This window comes from Gordonia sihwensis, from assembly GCF_029632925.1.
GTDB classification, from domain to species: domain Bacteria; phylum Actinomycetota; class Actinomycetes; order Mycobacteriales; family Mycobacteriaceae; genus Gordonia; species Gordonia sihwensis.
This window is the reverse complement of record NZ_CP121248.1, coordinates 4157123-4175775: the sequence shown is the minus strand read 5'-3', so window position 1 is coordinate 4175775 and position 18653 is coordinate 4157123. Positions and strand designations below refer to the sequence as shown.

Below are 18653 nucleotides of genomic sequence, written 5' to 3'. Positions count from 1 at the left end.
TCGCCATGGGACTGCTCTCATCTATGAGCTCGAAGAGGGCTCAGCGCAAGGCCGATGCGAAGGTTCGCAAGGCGGAGGAGAAGGCGATCCGCAAACGCGCCGAGGTCCAGGCGGAGGCCGAGTCCCGCGCGAGCCGCAAGGCGCAGAAGCGTCGGCTCAAGGATGAGCACAAGTTCCACAAGCGGGCGCAGAAACAGGATCGCAAAACGGTCAAGGCCACCGGCAAGGCCCAGCAGAAGGCGGCGGCCGCCGAGGCCAAGGCGATAGCCGAACAGGCGAAGGCCGACGCCGCCGCGGCGTTCTTCACGCCGGCGAAGATGAAGCGGTACCTCGCGGTGGCCCGGATGGCGGCCCCGATCGTGGTTCCGATCGCGTATCGGGCCGCGGTCGGCGCCCGCAGCCAGGTGACCGCCGTCCAGGCCCGCCGAGCGGGCGTGTCGCCGGCGCTCCTGACCCAGTACGGCGGCCCCAGCGCATCGCTGCGGGCGCGCATCGCGGCCTGTCGCGCCACCGCGGACGAGGTCGCGGCGCTCGAGCAGTCGGCCGAGGGCAAGGCCTTCGTCTCGGCGATGTCCAGCCGCCTGGACAACCTCCAGGTCGCTGCCGATGCCGCCGACACCATGCCCGCTCAGCAGCGGAAGAACGCCCAGCGCGCCATCGACAACGAGTTGACGGCGATCGACAACGATCTGCTGGCGCGGCTCAACGTCCATCCGGTCCAGGCGGGCTGAGCCGTGACGCGCCGGGTACTCGCGCTGCTGTCCTGCCTGATCGTTGCGGCCGCCGGTCTGCTGACCGGCGGCGCGACCCTCGGCCGCGCCCCCTCGACCGCGGCACCGCGGTGCGTCGACGTGCACGTCCTGTTCGCGCGCGGCACCGTCGAGGAGGCTCCCCCGCTGGGCGTCACCGGGATCGCGTTCGGCAACGCCGTCAGGAACCGGTTGCCCGGTAAGTCTGTCCGCATCGAAGCCGTCGACTACGCCGCGAGCGGCAACTTCACCGACCGGCTCGCGTTCGCGCGCACCTTCGTCGACGGAGTCAAGACCGCGCAGCGGCGGGTGAAGTCGATCGCCGCCGCGTGCCCGGACACGCGGATCGTCATCGGTGGCTACTCGCAGGGCGGCGCACTCGCCGGATACGCGATCAGTTCGGCCTACCGGGTCCCCGATCGCTATCAGCAGTACCGCACATACGTGCCCGAACCCCTGCCCGCGGCCGTCGCGCCCCACATCGCCGCCGTAGTGGAGTTCGCACCGCCGTCGGCGCGCTTCCTCCGCGAGGCAGGCGCTCCCCCGGTCCAGCCGCAGGCGGTCTACCGGAACCGGACCGTCGAGTACTGCATCCAGGGCGACACGATCTGCAACGGCGCACCGCTCGGCGGCCCGAACGCGCTGCACCTGCTGTACTCGGTGAACGGCATGGCCGATCAGGCCGCCGATTACGTCGCCCGGCACCTGTAGCGCGACCCGCGAGCCCCGGCCCGGTACCCCGCTCAGCTCAGGGCGATCAGCGACAGCGGGTCCGAGAGCGCGTCGGCGACCGTCGCCAGGAAGACCGAGCCCTGCTCGCCGTCGACGAGCCGATGGTCGAAGGAGAGGCTGAGGGTCGTCACCTGCCGCAACGCGATCTCACCCTGCCATTCCCAGGGTCGAGGCCGGACCGCGCCGAAGCAGAGGATCGCCGCCTCACCCGGGTTGATGATCGGCGTACCCGAGTCGACGCCGAAGACGCCCACGTTGGTGATCGAGAACGTGCCGCCGAGCAGGTCGGCGGTCGGCGTCGCACCGGCCTTCGCGACGGTCGTCAGTTCGCCCAGCTCCCGAGCGAGTTCCAGCAGGCTCATCGTGTGGGCGTTCTTGATGTTGGGGACCAGCAGTCCGCGGGGCGTGGCCGCCGCGATCCCGAGGTTCACATAGTGCTTGGTGACGATCTCCTGCGCGTCCTCGTCCCACGTCGAGTTGAGCGACGGGTTGCCGCGCAGCGCCACCAGCGCCGCCTTCGCGACGAGTGCGAGAGGTGTCAGCCGTACTCCGGAGAAGCGTCGGTGAGCGGCGAGGTCGTCGACGAGTTCGGTCATCGCCGTCACGTCCACGTCCACGAACTCGGTGACGTGCGGAGCCGTGAACGCGCTCGCCACCATCGCCTCGGCGGTGCGGCGCCGGACGCCGCGGATCGCGGTGCGCTCCTCGTCCGGCCCGGCGGCCCCCGCCGCGGTCGGCGCTGCCTCGTCGACCGCACCGGCCTTCACCGCGGTCAGATGCCGGTCGAGGTCGGCTCGAGTCACTTCGCCCGAGCGTCCGGTCGGCCGCACGTCAGTCAGGTCCACGCCGTGTTCGCGCGCGAGCTTGCGGACGGGCGGAGCAGCGAGCGGTCGTTCCGGAGCGCTGTCGCCGACCGCCCCGACCGTGTCGCGCGCGTCGGAGGCGGGCGCGGGCTTCCGCCGCCTCCGGGTGCCGCTCTCCGCCGCGACGCCGTACCCGACGAGCACGGGTTCGGGTGCCTGCGGCTCGGCGGCATCGGCCTCCGGCGCATCCGCCTCGTCGCCGGCGACCCGGATGTCGATGAACGGGCTGCCGACGTCGACGGTCTCCCCCTCCTGAACGTGCAGCTTCACCACGGTGCCCGCATACGGCGACGGCAGTTCGACGGCGGCCTTCGCGGTCTCCACCTCGGCGATCACCTGGTTGAGTTCCACGGTGTCACCGACCGTCACCTCCCAGCGCACCAGTTCGGCGTCAGTGAGCCCCTCACCGAGGTCGGGCAGATCGAAGGTCGAGATGACGGACATGCCGGGTCCTTCCGCAGGAGTCAGTCGAGGAGTACCGCGTCGACGGCGGCGAGGATGCGGTCGACGTCGGGCAGGAAGTGACGTTCGAGTTTCGCCGGCGGATAGGGGGTCGCGAACCCGCCGACCCGCTGGATCGGTGCCTCCAGATGGTAGAAGCACTCCGACATCACGCGGGCGGCGATCTCGGCGCCGACGCCCATGAACACCGGCGCCTCATGCGCGATCACCAGCCGGCCGGTGCGCCGGACCGAGGCCGAGAGCGTGTCCGTGTCGAGGGGCGAGATCGATCGCAGATCGACCACTTCGACGGATCGTCCCTCGTCCTCTGCGACGGCGGCCGCCTGCAGCGCGGTGGTGACCAGCGGCCCGTAGGCCACCAGCGTGACATCCTCGCCGGGACGTGCGACGCGCGCCTTGTGGAGGGGATACGGATCGGCGTCCAGAGCCGGGTAGTCCGTCTCGCCCTTCTCCCAGTAGCGCCGTTTGGGCTCGAAGAACAGCACCGGATCGTCTGAGGCGATCGCCTGCTGGATCATCGTGTAGGCGTCTGCCGCGTTGCTGCAGGTCACCACCCGCAGACCGGCGGTCGCCGCGAAGTAGCCCTCAGGCGACTCGGAGTGATGTTCCACCGCGCCGATGCCGCCGCCGAAGGGGACCCGGATGGTGATGGGCATCGAGACATGGCCCGCAGTCCGGTAGTGCAGTTTGGCCACCTGCGACACGATCTGATCGAACCCCGGATAGATGAAGCCGTCGAACTGGATCTCGCACACCGGGCGGTAGCCGCGGAAGGCGAGCCCGACCGCCGTACCGATGATGCCGGACTCGGCGAGCGGGGTGTCGATGACCCGGCCGGTCCCGAACTCCTCCTGCAATCCGTCGGTGATGCGGAAGACCCCGCCGAGGCGACCGATGTCCTCGCCCATCAGGACGACCTTCGGATCGTCGGCGAGCGCCTTTCGCAGACCCGCGGTAACGGCCTTCCCGAGTGGAGTCGGGGCGGGCGCCGCGGCGGTCATCATGCCTCCAGGGTGTCGAGGTAGGCGGCGTACTCGCGCCGTTCGGCGTCGATCAACGGGTGCGGTTCGGCGTACACGTCGTCGAAGATCGACAGCGCAGGCGGGTCGTCCAGCGCGAGGCATCCCCGCCGGAGTTCGGCGGCCGCGGCGTCGGCGTGCTCACCGATCAGCTTCGCGTCCTCGTCCGACAGCGCGCCCGCGGCCTCGAGCAGCAGGCGGATGCGCTCGATCGGGTCGCGCCGGATCCACTCGGCATCATCGGCCGCGGTGCGGTAGCGGGTGGGATCGTCGGACGTGGTGTGCGGTCCGCGGCGGTAGGTGACCGCTTCGATGAAGGTGGGGCCGCCGCCCTCTCGCGCCAGTTCCAGAGCCGCCCGGGTGACCGCCAGCACGGCCAGCACGTCGTTTCCGTCCACCCGCACGGTCGGCATCCCGTATCCGCGGCCGCGGTTGACGATCGGCGTCTTGCTCTGGAGGGTCACCGGCTCGGAGATGGCCCACTGGTTGTTCTGGCAGAAGAAGACCACCGGCGCAGCGAAGCTCGCCGCGAAGCCCATCGCCTCCGAGACATCGCCCTGGCTGGTGGCGCCGTCGCCGAAGTAGGTGATGACCGCGCTGCCCGCACCCTCGAGGTTCAGTCCCATCCCGTAGCCCGCGGCGTGCAGGGTCTGCGCCCCGATGATGATCGCCGGAGTCGCGATGTTGTACTCGTGCGGATCCCAGCCGGACAATGACGTGCCGCGCCAGAACGGCATCATCTCCTCGAGCGCCACGCCGCGGCAGTAGGCGACGCCGTGTTCTCGGTAGCTCGGGAAGACGAAGTCCTCGGCGTCGAGCGCTCGGGCCGAACCGATCTGAGCGGCCTCCTGCCCGAGCAGCGGCGCCCACAGACCGAGCTGCCCCTGGCGTTGCAGCGCCGTGGCCTCGGCGTCGATGCGTCGGACGACGACCATGTCCTCGTAGAGTCTCCGCAGTTCGGCCATGTCGATGTCGTCGACGTAGGTCGAGAAGTCGGGATGGATGTGCCGCTCGCCGGTGATGGTGACGAGTTGAACGATTTCGTCGATGTCGGACACGACTGCCTCCTTCGGGACGTCCGCGTGGATCGCACGCTTCCTGGTCCGTGTGGCCACCGTCTCAGTAGATTGCAGCCTGCGCAAGGTCCATCGGGGAAATTGATCAGAATGCCCAACATCGGCACCGTTCGACGAGCGATACTGTGCGCTATGGCCAGGCTGGACCGAACCGACGCGAAGATTCTCCGTGCTCTGTGCGAGTTCCCGCGCGCCACCGGCGTGCAGTTGGCGGGACTGGTCGACATGGCGCGCAACACCGTCCAGGCCCGGATCGGGCGGTGGGAGACCGAAGGCGTGCTGGCCCCTTTCGACCGTCGCGTGCATCCGCGCGACCTCGGCTTCCCCCTGCGCGCCTATATCGCCGTGGTGGTCGACCAGCATCGCCTGGAGCAGGTGCTGGACTCGCTCGACGGGATTCCCGAAGTACTCGAAGCCGTAGGCGTCTCCGGCATCGCCGATCTGCAGCTGCTGGTGGTCGCCGCCGACGCCGACGATCTCTACCGGATCGCCGGACATGTGCTGGCCGTTCCGGGAGTGGAACGGACGACGGTATCGGTGGTGATGCACGAGGCGATCGGGTATCGGACCCTTCCGCTGATCGAGCGCCTCGCCGGCGGACGTCCGCCCGACTGACCTCTCCGACTGGTCGGTTTGTGGATCTCACCGATCGGCGGCCTACCGATTCGTGCTGATGACCAAGACGTGGATCACATCTCGTGCCTACCCTCGGAGGGGAGGACACATCTCGCCTCTTCGACCTGCCGAGGGGAAGCCCCATGGACAACACCGCTTCGATCACCGCCGCCGACTTCGACACAATCGTCGTCGGCGGCGGAATCGCCGGCGTCTCGATCGCGTACGAACTGGCCGCCCACCGATCGGTCGCCCTCGTCGAACGTGAATCGACGCTGGCCTACCACACCACCGGCCGTTCGGCCGCGACCTTCCTGGAGAGCTACGGCAACGCCACCGTGCGTGCGCTCACCCGGGCCAGCCGCGACTTCTTCGTCGCGCCGCCCGACATCGTCGACGGCCCGCTGGTGGCCGAACTGCCGTTGCTGATCGTCGCCGAGGAGACCGAGGTCGACGGACTTCGCGCCCTGTACGAGACGGTGAGTCCGCGCAGCCAGACCATCGAGCTGGTCGACGGGAACGCGGCGGAACAGCTGAATCCGATGCTCCGGTCGGGTTACACCGACCTCGCGATGGTCGACTACGGTTCGCTGGAACTCGACGTTCACGGCCTGCACCAGGGCTTTCTGCGCGGGCTCCGGCGCCGGGGCGGCACCGTGCTCAAGTCGGCGGGCATCGTCGAAGCCCGCCGCGAGCGGTCGTCCTGGGTGCTGCGCGATGCGGCCGGCGACGAACTGCGCGCCCGCACCGTGGTCAACGCGGCGGGGGCGTGGTGCGACGAAGTCGCGGGCATGTTCGGCGCCGCCCCGATCGGCATCGCTCCGCTCCGCCGGACCGCGTTCATGGTTCCCGGCCCGCGGGAGACCCCTGCCCGCTCCATCGCGGCGCGCCGCACCATGACGATGTCGGCGAGCGAGGACTTCTACTTCAAACCCGACGGCGCCGGCTTCTTGTGTTCGCCCGCGGAGGAGACACCGCAGCCGCCCTCGGACGCCAAACCGGACGATCTGGAGATCGCCCGCGCGATCGAACGGCTCAACGAGGCGACGCTGCTGGCCGTGCGCAGCGTCTCGACGTCGTGGGCCGGCCTCCGCAGCTTCACCGCCGACCGCACGCCGGTGGTCGGACCCGATCCCGCGGTCGACGGCCTCTTCTGGTTCGCAGGCCAGGGCGGCTACGGAATCCAGATGGCTCCGGCGCTCGCGCGCGCCGGAGCGTCGCTGGCACTCACCGGCGATCTGCCCGCCGACCTCGCCGACTTCGGCATCACGGCGGCGTCCCTGGCCCCCGGCCGATCGGCCCTGGCCGCCTGAGGGTCAGGCGACCGGGCCCGGCGGCATCAGTTCGCGAGCAGCCCTGCCCACACCAGCCCTTCCCGTTCAGCGAGCACCGCCGCCCGTGCCCGCGACGACGTGCCCGTTTTGGCCAGGATCGAACTGACGTGGGCGGCGACGGTGCGTTCGCGAACGCCGGTGCGGATGGAGATCGAATAGTTCGACAGCCCCGCCCAGACGTACGAGAGCACCTCGGTCTCCCGATGCGTCAGTCCATACGGGACAGGCGCGTCAAGCACCGTCACGGACGCACCGTCGGGAAAGTAGCGGACCTGGACCCGAAACGGACGACCGTCCGCCGCCGACCACAGACAGCGCACATCACGTCGATCGCGAACGCGGCTCAGACTGGCCGCCAGAGCCCTCAGCCGACTCCCCTCGGGCCCACCCGGCGCGAGCAGCGTCTCCACGCGGCCGTCCGAGCAGACGATCAGCCGGGCCACGGTCTGCACGGAAGCATCGTCACCCGTCCCGTGGACCGGTTCGGTCCGCGGGAGTTCGCTGCGGCACAGACCGGCCAGGATGGGGCGGACCCGATGCAACGCCACCATCCCGGACTCGGTGGGCCGACTCCGGCAGGTCGTACTCAGGTGGAGGTCGCCGACGTAGCCGTCGGTCTCGTCGACGATTCTCATCGACACCCCGCCCCGGTATCCGGCAGGGATGAGAAGGTCGCGGGTCATGGCGCTGGACACGAACTCCTCACCCACGTCCCGCCAGCTGCGGAGGGGCCGGACGGGGTCGTCGGCCAGCGCCCGATAACTGGGTCCGCGGGTGAAATCGCCGGTGATCGCCTCGACCAGCGGCGGCGAATACTCCTGAACCGCCAGAACCGGACCGGTCCGGACACCATCCGGTCCGGCGAGCAGACCAGCGACCGCGCCCGTCGCATTCATCAGCACTTGCAGAACGCTCCGGGCGCGGTCGACGGATTCGGCGACGCAGATCTCGGCCAGTTCGAACCCCAGCGACCCGATGCCATCGGCCATGCACCACTCCGTCCGTCGACCTCAGACCAGGATCTCCGCAGCCCGAGCTCCTGACAAGTCCCCGTCAGCTGATCGCCGAGGCGTGAACGCGCGGACGACGGTCCGACCATCCGGCGGCCCGCTCGTACTCGCCGGCCAACTGCATCAGCAGCCCGTCCTCGTTGATGCGCCCGGCGAACTGCACACCGATCGGCAGACCGGTGGAACTCGGCCGTGCCGGAACGCTCACCGCCGGGGTCCCGGTGAGATTCTGCAACGGCGTGAAGCTGACGGTGTCGAAGATCCTCCGAGTCCACTCCTCGTGGCTCAACGAGGAGTCGTCGGAGTCGAGATGACCGAGAACAGGCGCGACCGTGTTGGTGGTCGGGGTCAGCAGCACATCGTAGTCCCGATAGAACGCGGCGACCGACCGGGTGATCGTGTTCACCACGGCCGACGCTTCCGCCATGTCGAGCACGGTCAGCGACCTGCCGTATTCCCAGCCCTTCAGGATCGCGGCTTCAAGGGTCTCCGGCCCGGGTTCCAGGCCGGACATCGCGCTGATCCCCGCGATCGACTCGGCGACGAACCCGCCCCAGTAGCGGTAGTGCGCCTCCATGAACTGGTCCCAGTCGAAGGACGGCGTCGCGACCTCCACACGATGGCCGAGATCCTGCAGCGTTTGCGCTGCGGCCTCCACCGAGGCCACGACCTCCGGATCGACGTACGTGCCAGCCCACGACTCGGTGTGGACGGCGATGCGCAATCGCCTCGGGTCCTGCCGAGCGAGCCCGGCGAAGCCGTAGTCCTCGCCGGACCAGGCGTACTTGTCACCCGGTGCGGCTCCGCAGATCGTGTCGAACACGGTCGCGGTGTCGCGCACCGACCTGGTCACCACCGACTCCGCCGCGCACCCGTACAAGGCCTCCTGCATGTCCGGCGCCAGGCTGACCCGCCCACGACTCGGTTTGAATCCGACCAGACCGTTGTACGCCGCCGGGATCCTCGTCGAACCGCCGCCGTCGTTCGCATGCGCGACGGGCACCGCACCGGCCGCCACCAACGCGGCCGAGCCGCCGCTGGATCCGCCCGCCGACCGGCAGGTGTCCCACGGGTTGCGGGTGGATCCCGACGTCACCGGCTCGGTGTTCGCGTTGTAGCCCAGCTCCGGGGTCGTGGACGTGGCCAGCGTCGCCAGACCGCTCGCGCGGAACCGCGACATCAGTTCGGTGTCGTGATCGAACACGACACCGTCGGGGCCCGTCAGCCGGGTGCCCATCCACGTCCGGACTCCGGCCGCGTGGCAGATGAGGTCTTTGATGACGAACGGGACGCCACCCAGCGGACCGTCGGACGAGTACTCGAGCGGTTCCTCGAACGGTCCGGCGACGACGGCGTTGAGATCGTCGTTGACTGTGGCGAGTGCTTCGCGCGCGGCGGCGTGGACTTCGTCGGCACCGACCTGACCGGTCGAGATCAGCTCGGCCAGACCGGTGGCGTCGTGGGTGGTGTACTCGTCGAGGTGCATCAGGGACTCCTTGTCGAAACTATGAGGTGTCCCACAGTTCACTCGGAGCCGTCGACAGGAGCCATTGGCAGATCTGCCACCTTGACGATAGGCCCGGCCGCGGGTAGCGCGACCGGGCCTCGAACCCACGCTTACCGGCCGGGCAGGTACTTGAGCGACTTGATGATCTGCGGGGTCAGCTTCAAGTACAAGCTCTGCGGGATCCCGCGGATGCCGTCGAGACCGATGAACCGCTGGGTGGCGATGGTCTGCGGCTCGGTGTACTTGAGCAGCCCCTCCTCACCGTGTCGGCGTCCCATGCCCGAGATGCCCATGCCGCCCATCGGAGCTGCCGTGGAACCCCATGCGGCGGCGTAGCCCTCGTTGATGTTGACCGTGCCCGCGTGGATCTGCTCGGCGATCTTCTGCGCTTCGTCGTTGCTGCCCGCGAAGACGCTGGCGTTGAGACCGTACTCGGTGTCGTTGGCGCGCTTGATCGCCTCGTCGGTGGAGTCGACCGGGTAGATCGACACCAGCGGGCCGAAGGTCTCGTCCGCGTAGCAGGTCATCTGTTCGGTGACGCCGGCGAGCACGGTCGGCTCGTAGAAGAACGGGCCCAGGTCGGCGCGCTTGCGTCCGCCGGCGAGCACCTTGGCGCCCTTGGCGACGGCGTCGGTGACGTGCGCGTCGACGGTGTCGACCTGCTGTGCCGAGGCGAGCGAGCCCATGTCGGCGCTGAAGTCATAGGTGCCCGCCAGGTTCATGCCCTTGACGTGCTCGGCGAACTTCTCCGAGAACTCGTCGGCGATGGCCCGATCGACGTAGATCCGCTCGATCGAGATGCACAGCTGCCCGGAGTTCGAGTAGCACGCGCGGGCGGCACCGGCGACGGCCCGGTCGACATCGGCGTTGCGGGTGATGATCAGCGGATTCTTTCCACCGAGCTCGGCCGAGAAACCGATCAGCCGCTTGCCCGCCTGAGCCGCGAGAGTCGACCCGGTGGCCGATGATCCGGTGAACATGACGTAGTCGGTCTGCGCGACGATCGCCTGCCCGACCACCGAGCCCGGACCGGGCACCACCGCGTACAGCTCGCGCGGGAGTCCCGCCTGGTACAGGAGTTCAGCCAGCGCGAGGCAGCAGTACGGGGTGTTGCTGTCGGGCTTGATGACGACGGCGTTGCCCGCGATGAGCGCGGCCACCGCGTCGGAGACCGCCAGCGTCAGCGGGTAGTTCCACGGGCTGATGACGCCGACGACGCCCTTGGGCTGGTAGCGGACCCGAGTGTCGGTCGCGCCCGGAAGCATGCCCTGCACCTTGCGATCGGCAAGCATCTTCGGACCGTGCTGCGCGTAGAAGCGGGCGGTCAGCGCGACGTCGATGACCTCTTCCTGCGCATAGATCCGCGCCTTGCCGGTCTCGGCCTGCGCGATGTCCATGAGCTCCTCGGCGTGGTCGTTGACCAGCTCGGAGAAGCGGTTGATCACCTTGGCCCGGTCGGCGGCCGAACGATCGCCCCACGCGCTCTGAGCGGCGCGGGCGCGGGCCACGGCCAACTCGAGATCCTCGGCGGTGCCCACTGGCACGGTCGCCATCTCGACGCCGCTGTAGGCCTCGAGCACCGGCCGGGTCGGGCGGTCGGCCGGGTTGTCGATCGCGGCCAGCGCCGCCAGACGCTGGAAGTATGCGGGTGCGGGCTTCGGCATGATGTGCTCCTAGAGTTCTGTGGCCTGCGGTCAGGCTTGGGGCGCGACGAGGACGATGCCGTCGTCGTCGGAGTAGACGATGTCGCCCGGATTGAAGGTGACGCCGCCGAGCTCCACCGGCACGTCCCGTTCGCCCGCACCGGTCTTCGTCGACTTGCGCGGGTTGGTCCCGAGCGCCTTGACGCCGATGGCCATGCCGCCGATGGTCTTCGCGTCGCGGATAGCGCCGTTGGCGATGATTCCCACCCAGCCGTTGGACCGACCGAGTTCGGCGATGATGTCGCCGACGAGCGCGGTGTGCACCGACGCGTCGCCGTCGATCACGAGCACGCCGCCCGGGTTGGGCTCCGACAGGATCGACTTGAGCAGCGCGTTGTCCTGGAAGCACCGGACCGTGGTCACGGTACCGACGAACTCACGGTTCCCGCCGTACTGGGTGAACTGGGTGTCGCAGCTCCGGACATCGGCGCCGATCTCGTCGACGAGGTCGGCGGTCGGGGTGAAGTTCAACGTGCTCATGGCCATCGATTCTAGGCGGGCGGACTCTTATCTGTAACGCCCGGTTACGTCACAGCTGCCGCAGCCGGTGAGCACCGGCTTCGGGCACCGGCTTCGGCGGCCCGCGCGGCGGCGGTAGCGTGTTCTATCCGTACGACCCGAGTCTCCACTTCCGGAAAGGCGGCCGACCGACGTGCCGAAGATCAGTGCCGACTCGCTCGCCGAGCACCGCGAGGCAGTGCTGTCGGCGTTGATCGACGGAACCGAGCGGATTCTGCTGAGCCGGGAACGGCTCACCGCGGCCTCGGTCGCCGCCGAGGCGGGCATCGCCCGGAACAGCATCTACCGCTACGTCTCCTCGATCGACGATCTGGTGGACATGGTGGTCGCGCGAGGCTTCGAGGAGTGGGCGTCGCAGGTCCGCGCGGACGTCGCCGCCGCTGCCGACCCGCGCGCCGCCGTGGTCGCCTACGTGCGCAGCAACCTCACACTCGCGGCCGGCGGCGAGCACGCTCTGCAGCGGTCACTCGCCCACGCCGGCCTGTCGGAGTCGGCCCGTGAGCGGATCTCCGACCTGCACGGACAGATCGCAGCCGTGCTGCACGAGGCGGTCGCGCGTTCCGGCGCCGCGCACCCCGACCTGGTCATCGCCGCGGTCGGGGCGCTCGTGGACTCCTCACTCGCCCTGGTCGGTCCGGAACAGGACTCGGAGTCGGTCATCGACTTCATGTGCGGCGCCGCGGAGGCGATCGTCGACTCCGACTGAGCCCAGTTAGGGACACCCTGTCGCGATCATGTACCGTCCTTCGCGACATAGTGTCTCTAAGATGGGAGCGATGGTGTTCATCGCATTGCGTGAACTGCGAGCGGCCTGGGGCCGCTTCGCGATGATCGGCCTGGTGGTCGCGCTGGTCGCGGCCCTGGTCGGAATGGTGTCGGGCTTCACGATCGGCCTGGGCAACGACACGGTGTCGGCGCTGCGTGCGCTCAACGCCCAGTCCGTGGCCTTCGCCGACGGAACCTCCGACTTCAACCGGAGCGTGATCTCGGCGAAAGACGTGGACGCCTGGCGATTCCAGTCCGGCGTCGAGGCGGCGCCGATGGGCGTCACCATGTCGCACGGCGAGACGCAGAAGGGCACGATGGTCGACCTCGCGGTCTTCGGCGTCGATCCGGACGGTCCGCTGGCTCCGGACACCGAGAGCGGTGATCGACTGACGCCGGCACCCGGCGAAGTGGTCGTCTCCGAGAAGCTGCACGACGACGGCGTCGGCATCGGCGACGTGCTCGCGATCGACAACAGCGACGTCCGACTGCGGGTGGTCGGTATCTCCGAGGCCCGCTCGTACGGCCACGTCCCCGCCGCGTACACCTCGCTCGACACCTGGCGGACCATCCGGTACGGCACCACCGGTCTGGGCCCGCGCCAGCAGGGAACCGCCGCCGCCGTGGTCATCGTCGGCGGGACACCGCCCGATACGCTCGGCGGCACCACCACGCAGAGCGAGGGCGTCCTGCTCGCCGCGGCTCCCGGCTACTCCGGCGAGCGGCTCACCATGAACTCGATCCTCGCCTTCCTCTACGTGATCGCTCCGCTGATCGTCGCCGCGTTCTTCGCCGTCTGGGTGCTGCAGCGTCAGGGCGTGTACGCGTTGCAGCGGGCGCTCGGCGTGTCTCGCTGGTCGCTGATCGGTTCCGCACTCGCCCAGGCCGCGGTGGTCGTCGCGCTCTCCACCATCATCGGCTCGGCGGTCGCGTATCTGCTCGGCCTGTTGCTCGGCGACGCCGTTCCCTTCGACCTCTCGTTCTCGTCCCTGGCGACGACCACGCTGGCGGTGATCGCGGCATCGCTCGTCGGCTCCGCCGTCACCCTCCGCTGGGTGGTCTCTGCCGATCCCCTGACCATGCTGGGAGCATCCCGATGAGCCTCGACCTCCGCGACGTCCGCGTCGAATACCACTCGGGTGAGGAGCGTCTCACCGTCCTCGACGGATTCGACGCGACCTTCCGAGCCGGTGAGGCCACGGCCATCGTCGGCCCGTCGGGCTCGGGCAAGTCCACCCTTCTCGGTGTGTGCGGCATCCTGCGACAGCCCGACAGCGGGAGCGTCACCCTCGACGACACCGAGGTCACGGGCCTGTCGGTCCGCGCCCGCGACCGGATGCGGCGCACCCGGGTGGGCTACGTGTTCCAGTCCGGCAACCTGTTTCCCGGACTCACCGTTCTCGACCAGGTGCTGGCCCAGGCCGTCATCTCCGGACGCCGACCGTCGCAGGCCCGCGACCGCGCCCTGCACCTGCTCGATGAAGTGGGGCTGGCCGGACACGAGAAGCAGCGGCCCGATGAACTCTCCGGCGGCCAGCGCCAGCGAGTCGCGATCGCACGCGCCCTGGTCCACGAGCCACGACTGCTGCTGATCGACGAGCCGACGGCTGCGGTGGACCGCAGCCAGGCCGGCCGCATCACCGCCCTGATCAAGCAGGTGACCGCCGAGTCCGGCTGCATCACGGTCATCGCGACCCACGACCCCGAGGTGATGGCCGCGGCAGACAGCACGCTGTCGCTCGCCGCGGTCTGACCGCACGCGCTCGAAAACTTTGGCTCCCGGACCGGTCTCACAGCCCGTTCCGGGAGCCAAAAGTTTTCGGGGTCTATTGGTGCGGCTTGGCCAGCGGGAACGCGAGCGACTCGCGGATCGACTGACCGGTGATCAACATGACGATGCGGTCAACGCCGAGGCCGAGACCGCCGGTCGGAGGCATCGCGTACTCGAGCGCGGTGAGGAAGTCCTCGTCGAGTTCCATCGCCTCCGAGTCACCGCCCGCCGCCAGGATCGACTGCTCAGTGAGCCTCGTTCGCTGTTCCACCGGGTCCGTCAGTTCGGTGTAGGCGGTGCCGAGTTCCACACCCCAGGCCACCAGATCCCAGCGCTCCGCGACGCCGTCGACGAGGCGGTGCGCGCGGGTGAGCGGCGACGTCGAGGTCGGGAAGTCCTTGTAGAACGTCGGGAACGTGGTCCGTGCCTCCACCAGGTGTTCGTACAGTTCCAGGACCAGATGCCCGGCGTCCCAGTCGGGGCGGAACGCGATGTCGAGCCCGCGGCACACGTGCCGCAACTCGTCCACCCCCGTCTCCGGAGTGATCTTCACTCCCGCAGCCTCCGACACCGCGGCGTGGACGGACTTCACCGGCCACTGTCCGGAGATGTCGACCGTCTCCACGCCGGCGTCCCCGGTGCGCTCGATCACCGCCCGCCCGTTGGCGGCGGTGGCCGCTGCGACGATCAGCTCCCGCGCGAGCGTCATCATCGACTCGTAATCATGGTGTGCCGCATAGGCTTCCAGACTGGTGAACTCCGGGTTGTGTGAGAAATCGACGCCTTCGTTGCGGAAGTTCCGGCCGATCTCGAAGACCTTCTCGATGCCTCCCACGCACAGTCGTTTCAGGAACAGTTCGGGGGCGATGCGCAGGTACAGGTCCATGTCGTAGGCGTTGATGTGCGTACGGAACGGAGTCGCGTTCGCCCCTCCGTGCACCTGCTGCAGGATCGGCGTCTCCACCTCCAGGAATCCCTCCGAGGCGAGATGATCGCGGAGGGCGCGGACCACGGCGCTGCGGGTCGCCAGCAGTTCGCGGCTGCGAGCGTTGACCGCCAGGTCGAGGTAGCGCTGCCGCACCCGGGCCTCCGGATCGGTGAGACCGCTCCATTTGTCCGGAAGCGGGTGCAGACACTTGCCGTTCAGACGCCACTGCGTCGCGAGCACCGACAGCTCGCCCGATCGGCTGGTCCCGATGGTTCCGGTGATCTCGACGAGGTCTCCCAGATCCACGGTGGAAGCGAAGTCGAGCGAGTGCTCCCCCATCGCCGCGGGCTCCACGAGGATCTGGATCTCGCCGCTCTGGTCGTGCACGTCGGCAAACGTGACTCGACCGAAATCGCGTTTGCGCGTGAGCCTTCCGGCGATGCGCACTACGGTCCCGAGCGGCGCGGCCGCGGCCTGGGCCACGGTGTGCGTGGGCGGTTGCGCCACCGGGTACGGGTCCACTCCGTCGTCGATCAGCCGCTCCAGCTTGTCCAGCCGCACGCGCACCTGTTCGGGCCGACGCACCTCGGCGATCCCTCGGGTCCGCGACTCCGATTCGAGTTCGGCGACCAGTTCGTCGACGTCGATGCCGTCCGGGACCGACGACGCACCGCTCCGATAGTGCCTGGCCCGCCAGTGCTTGCCGGGAAGCTGGACGAATCCCTCGGCGACCATCGCGGCCAGAGCGACGCGTGGAATCACCTTGGCGTCTTGGTAGCAGATGTAGCGCGGCTTCCACCGGGGCTGATACTTCGCATTCGACTTGTACAGCGACTCCATCTGGAAGAACTTCGAGAAGAACTTCAGCACCGCGTACACCAGCCGCAGCACCGGTCGGGCCCCCACCTGCGGCCCGTGCTCGAAGACGTCTCGGAAGGTGGCGAAGTTGAGGGAGATCTTCGTGACGCCGACCGACTCGGCGTTCTGCGCCAGCTCGGACACCATCGTCTCCACCACGCCGTTCGGGCCGTTGCGGTCGCGCCGCATCAGGTCCAGCGAGACACCGCTGCGGCCCCAGGGAACGAACGACAGCATGCCGATGACCTTCTCGTCGGCGGTGCCCTCGGCCTCCACCGCCTCGACGAGCAGTGCGTCGCCGTCCGCCGGGTCACCCACCCGACCCAGCGCCATCGCGAAGCCGCGCTCCTGCTCGGTGTCGCGCCATTCGTCGGCGCGCCGGACCACTCCTTCCACCTCGGCCCACGGCAGTTCGCTCATGCGCCGCATCCGGACGGTCACACCGAGCCGTCTGACCCGCGACACCGACCCCCGCACACCCTTCATGGTGGGCCCGGACAGGCTGAAGTCGGCCGCGTTCAGGATCGCCTCGTCGCCGAGGTTGATTGCGTCGAGGCCGGCAGCGTGCAGGACTTCGGCTCCCCTGGTGCTGGCGCCGAGCACTGCCGGATGCCACCCATAGGTCTCGCAGAGCGCGAAGAACTCGGCGATGGCCTCGGTCCAGGAGTCCGGATCGCCCACGGGATCGCCGCCGGCGAGCGCTGTCGACATCTCCACTCGATAGGTGATCGCCGCACGTCCGTCGGGGGAGAAGACGACCGCCTTGTCGCGCCGCGTCGAGAAGTAGCCGAGCGAGTCCTCGTCGCCGTAGGCGTCCACAAGCGCACGCACCAAGCGTTCGTCCTCAGCGGTCATGAGCGAGCTGAGCCGCTGCGACCGGAACAGCACGACGGCCGCACAGATCAGCGCGAGCGCCCCGAACAGACCGAGCAGCCAGTTCACCATCCAGGGCGCGTGATGATTCGCGAAGGGTTTCACATCGATGGTCGCGAAGGCGACCACGTGGTTGAAGGCGTACGGCAGCCGTTCGTTCGGTGCCACGGTACCGGGTGCGACGCTGAGCAGCGCCCAGCCGGCGAGGGTTCCGGCGGCCAGTCCGCCGACCAGCACCACCGCCGCCCACCGGAGGGCGCCGCGCCGGACACGGGTGTTGAACTGCCGGTAGCCCGCGATCAGCACGACCATCAGCGCGATGTTGACGATCAGACCGCTCACCGACTGCCGCCACTCGTCCGCCCAGCCCGGGTCCGACGCGGCGACCAGGACCACCAGCAGGTTCAGCACGGTGTAGAGCGATAAGTAGGCGACCGTGATCCACCACGCCACACGTTTGCGCAGCGACAGCGACACCGCGAGCAGCCCCAGAACCACCGTCCACGCGAGGCTGGTGCTGGGCATGGGGAACAGGTAGTCGTCGACGAACATCCGCGGAATGCGGATCAGATGCCGGAACGGCGGGATCAGCGTCGACAGCAGTGAGACGGTCGCGAGCAACCCCACGACGGTCCCCGCGATCCGCGGTATCCGCCGGCCGAAGCCGCTGGGATTGGAGATGCGCCGGACGATCGCGGACGATCGACGATTGGCGGTCGCGTGTCGACTCGCCTCCCGCGTCGCCGCACTCGGCATCGCGTCACGGGATCCGTTCTCCAGTTCTGGCATGCCTTCAAATTATCCGGGCGCCCGGCCGACGGAGAAGGACGCGCGGCACAATGCAGGAGTGGATCAGATCGAAATCCGGGATGACAACATCCGACTCGGGCAGTTCCTGAAGCTTGCGAACCTGATCGAGTCCGGGGCCGACGCCAAGGCGGTGATCGCCGACGGGCTGGTCACGGTCAACGGCCGGCCGGAGATCCGCCGCGGCCGTCAGCTGCGCGACGGCGACGTGGTCGAGCTGGGCGGAATCAGCGTGCGAGTTTCAACTCCGTGAGCTCCTGCTGAGTGACGAGACGTTCTCGCTGCTCAGACAGCTCCCGGGGAACACGGCGCCAGTTGCCGACGACACGCGCGAGCATCGTTCGCGGGGTCTTGCGTCGTTGGCGACTCGTCGGCATGTCTGTCCTTTCCACTCCGAGCCCGCAGTAGGCTCACTCCCTATCCAGAGTGTCGTCGACGACGCACCACGCGTTAGCCTCCGGCGCGGAAAGAGTCCGGTTTCACTCACGGGCCGCGGTATGAGCCAGGTCGGCCGGACACCTCCCCCGCGCCCTCGAGGTGCGCGCATACTACAGAGACCACCGGCCCCGAAGGAGCGAGACATGGCAGAGTCGATCGCAACGTACATCGCATTGCCCGGCACCACAGCCGAGGCAATGCAGCACTGGCACGACGTCTTCGGAGGGGAGCTCCAGATCCTCCGCTACGGAGACAACCCGATGCCCGGAATGCCCTTCGACCCCGACCCGCAGGCGGTAGCGCACGCGACTCTGGTGACGGACGCAGGCATCATCGCCGGCGCCGACGCGATGCCGGACGGTCACGACTACGCCGTGCAGGGAACGGCCTACTCGCTGCTCTACACGACGGACACTCCGGACCAGGCGCGCACCTACCTCCAGCGGTTGGTCGAGGGCGGCGGCCGCGAGGCCATGCCCTTCGCCCGCGCGCCCTGGGGCGGATGGTACGGCCAGGTGTTCGACCGATTCGGCGTGATGTGGGCGTTCTTTTGCGCGGGAGAGTAGTGAGACGGCGGTCGGACCCCGGCCGCGGTGAGCCCGAGGCGGCCCGACACCGCAGTGC

17 protein-coding genes are annotated in these 18653 nt (G+C 68.9%); 9 read left to right on the top strand and 8 right to left on the bottom strand.

The features are described 5' to 3' along the window. Window positions 1-5 precede the first annotated feature (5 nt). Both P5P27_RS19820 and P5P27_RS19815 read left to right on the top strand, forming a co-directional pair. Complete coding sequence (locus P5P27_RS19820; protein WP_039868111.1) at window positions 6-731, top strand: DUF6474 family protein; 726 nt, start codon at window positions 6-8, stop codon at window positions 729-731. A gap of 3 nt (window positions 732-734) precedes the next feature. Then, window positions 735-1460 (top strand): cutinase family protein, encoded by a 726-nt coding sequence (locus tag P5P27_RS19815; protein ID WP_006898095.1) that lies wholly within the window; start codon window positions 735-737, stop codon window positions 1458-1460. Window positions 1461-1492: 32 nt separating this feature from the next. Here P5P27_RS19815 and P5P27_RS19810 read toward each other — a convergent pair whose 3' ends face one another. The 3 genes from P5P27_RS19810 to pdhA are packed head-to-tail and all read right to left on the bottom strand — an operon-like array spanning window position 1493 to window position 4883. Then, a complete protein-coding gene (locus P5P27_RS19810) occupies window positions 1493-2788 on the bottom strand; it encodes a dihydrolipoamide acetyltransferase family protein (RefSeq protein WP_062367820.1) in 1296 nt (431 codons plus the stop codon). A 20-nt stretch (window positions 2789-2808) separates the two neighbouring features. Then, window positions 2809-3807, bottom strand: coding sequence for an alpha-ketoacid dehydrogenase subunit beta (locus P5P27_RS19805; protein ID WP_006898097.1), 999 nt, complete (start codon window positions 3805-3807; stop codon window positions 2809-2811). After that, window positions 3807-4883 carry a pyruvate dehydrogenase (acetyl-transferring) E1 component subunit alpha gene (gene pdhA, locus P5P27_RS19800; protein WP_045538349.1) on the bottom strand — a complete coding sequence of 359 codons (1077 nt, stop codon included), beginning with the start codon at window positions 4881-4883 and terminating at the stop codon, window positions 3807-3809. The genes P5P27_RS19805 and pdhA overlap by 1 nt, the downstream gene beginning before the upstream one ends. A 150-nt stretch (window positions 4884-5033) precedes the next feature. Here pdhA and P5P27_RS19795 point away from each other — a divergent pair, with 150 nt between their 5' ends. After that, window positions 5034-5516: an Lrp/AsnC family transcriptional regulator gene (locus tag P5P27_RS19795; RefSeq protein ID WP_006898099.1), complete on the top strand. Its 483-nt coding sequence runs from the start codon at window positions 5034-5036 to the stop codon at window positions 5514-5516. Between the two features lie 143 nt (window positions 5517-5659). After that, on the top strand, window positions 5660-6829 hold the full coding sequence (locus tag P5P27_RS19790) for an NAD(P)/FAD-dependent oxidoreductase (RefSeq protein WP_278125713.1): 1170 nt from the start codon (window positions 5660-5662) through the stop codon (window positions 6827-6829). Between the two features lie 26 nt (window positions 6830-6855). Here P5P27_RS19790 and P5P27_RS19785 read toward each other — a convergent pair whose 3' ends face one another. From P5P27_RS19785 to rraA, 4 genes are all read right to left on the bottom strand, one after another. Beyond that, window positions 6856-7839 (bottom strand): helix-turn-helix transcriptional regulator, encoded by a 984-nt coding sequence (locus P5P27_RS19785; protein ID WP_222111360.1) that lies wholly within the window; start codon window positions 7837-7839, stop codon window positions 6856-6858. Window positions 7840-7903: 64 nt separating this feature from the next. Further along, window positions 7904-9346: an amidase gene (locus P5P27_RS19780; protein ID WP_278125710.1), complete on the bottom strand. Its 1443-nt coding sequence runs from the start codon at window positions 9344-9346 to the stop codon at window positions 7904-7906. 131 nt (window positions 9347-9477) lie between these two features. After that, window positions 9478-11031 (bottom strand): succinic semialdehyde dehydrogenase, encoded by a 1554-nt coding sequence (locus P5P27_RS19775; protein WP_006898103.1) that lies wholly within the window; start codon window positions 11029-11031, stop codon window positions 9478-9480. A gap of 30 nt (window positions 11032-11061) precedes the next feature. Further along, window positions 11062-11550, bottom strand: a complete 489-nt coding sequence (gene rraA / locus P5P27_RS19770) for a ribonuclease E activity regulator RraA (RefSeq protein ID WP_039868113.1) — start codon at window positions 11548-11550, stop codon at window positions 11062-11064. 172 nt (window positions 11551-11722) lie between these two features. Here rraA and P5P27_RS19765 point away from each other — a divergent pair, with 172 nt between their 5' ends. From P5P27_RS19765 to P5P27_RS19755, 3 genes are all read left to right on the top strand, one after another. Continuing rightward, window positions 11723-12295, top strand: coding sequence for a TetR/AcrR family transcriptional regulator (locus P5P27_RS19765; RefSeq protein ID WP_006898105.1), 573 nt, complete (start codon window positions 11723-11725; stop codon window positions 12293-12295). Window positions 12296-12365: 70 nt separating this feature from the next. Continuing rightward, complete coding sequence (locus P5P27_RS19760) at window positions 12366-13454, top strand: FtsX-like permease family protein (protein ID WP_006898106.1); 1089 nt, start codon at window positions 12366-12368, stop codon at window positions 13452-13454. Further along, complete coding sequence (locus P5P27_RS19755) at window positions 13451-14107, top strand: ABC transporter ATP-binding protein (RefSeq protein WP_006898107.1); 657 nt, start codon at window positions 13451-13453, stop codon at window positions 14105-14107. The genes P5P27_RS19760 and P5P27_RS19755 overlap by 4 nt, the downstream gene beginning before the upstream one ends. 73 nt (window positions 14108-14180) lie before the next feature. On the opposite strand, the gene lysX is transcribed toward P5P27_RS19755, so the two are convergent. Further along, window positions 14181-17573, bottom strand: a complete 3393-nt coding sequence (gene lysX / locus P5P27_RS19750) for a bifunctional lysylphosphatidylglycerol synthetase/lysine--tRNA ligase LysX (RefSeq protein WP_278125704.1) — start codon at window positions 17571-17573, stop codon at window positions 14181-14183. Here lysX and P5P27_RS19745 point away from each other — a divergent pair. Beyond that, complete coding sequence (locus P5P27_RS19745) at window positions 17572-17844, top strand: RNA-binding S4 domain-containing protein (protein WP_006898109.1); 273 nt, start codon at window positions 17572-17574, stop codon at window positions 17842-17844. The genes lysX and P5P27_RS19745 overlap by 2 nt on opposite strands. 328 nt (window positions 17845-18172) lie before the next feature. Continuing rightward, window positions 18173-18595 (top strand): VOC family protein, encoded by a 423-nt coding sequence (locus P5P27_RS19740; RefSeq protein ID WP_045538342.1) that lies wholly within the window; start codon window positions 18173-18175, stop codon window positions 18593-18595. Window positions 18596-18653 lie beyond the last annotated feature (58 nt).

Excerpts from the sequence above, each read along its gene's own strand:
- P5P27_RS19820 (WP_039868111.1), top strand. The coding sequence starts at position 6 with ATGGGACTGCTCTCATCTATGAGCTCGAAGAGGGCTCAGCGCAAGGCC.
- P5P27_RS19810 (WP_062367820.1), bottom strand. The coding sequence starts at position 2,788 with ATGTCCGTCATCTCGACCTTCGATCTGCCCGACCTCGGTGAGGGGCTC.
- P5P27_RS19805 (WP_006898097.1), bottom strand. The coding sequence starts at position 3,807 with ATGACCGCCGCGGCGCCCGCCCCGACTCCACTCGGGAAGGCCGTTACC.
- P5P27_RS19795 (WP_006898099.1), top strand. The coding sequence starts at position 5,034 with ATGGCCAGGCTGGACCGAACCGACGCGAAGATTCTCCGTGCTCTGTGC.
- P5P27_RS19790 (WP_278125713.1), top strand. The coding sequence starts at position 5,660 with ATGGACAACACCGCTTCGATCACCGCCGCCGACTTCGACACAATCGTC.
- P5P27_RS19785 (WP_222111360.1), bottom strand. The coding sequence starts at position 7,839 with ATGGCCGATGGCATCGGGTCGCTGGGGTTCGAACTGGCCGAGATCTGC.
- P5P27_RS19780 (WP_278125710.1), bottom strand. The coding sequence starts at position 9,346 with ATGCACCTCGACGAGTACACCACCCACGACGCCACCGGTCTGGCCGAG.
- P5P27_RS19775 (WP_006898103.1), bottom strand. The coding sequence starts at position 11,031 with ATGCCGAAGCCCGCACCCGCATACTTCCAGCGTCTGGCGGCGCTGGCC.
- rraA (WP_039868113.1), bottom strand. The coding sequence starts at position 11,550 with ATGAGCACGTTGAACTTCACCCCGACCGCCGACCTCGTCGACGAGATC.
- P5P27_RS19760 (WP_006898106.1), top strand. The coding sequence starts at position 12,366 with ATGGTGTTCATCGCATTGCGTGAACTGCGAGCGGCCTGGGGCCGCTTC.
- P5P27_RS19755 (WP_006898107.1), top strand. The coding sequence starts at position 13,451 with ATGAGCCTCGACCTCCGCGACGTCCGCGTCGAATACCACTCGGGTGAG.
- P5P27_RS19745 (WP_006898109.1), top strand. The coding sequence starts at position 17,572 with ATGCCTTCAAATTATCCGGGCGCCCGGCCGACGGAGAAGGACGCGCGG.
- lysX (WP_278125704.1), bottom strand. The coding sequence starts at position 17,573 with ATGCCAGAACTGGAGAACGGATCCCGTGACGCGATGCCGAGTGCGGCG.
- P5P27_RS19740 (WP_045538342.1), top strand. The coding sequence starts at position 18,173 with ATGGCAGAGTCGATCGCAACGTACATCGCATTGCCCGGCACCACAGCC.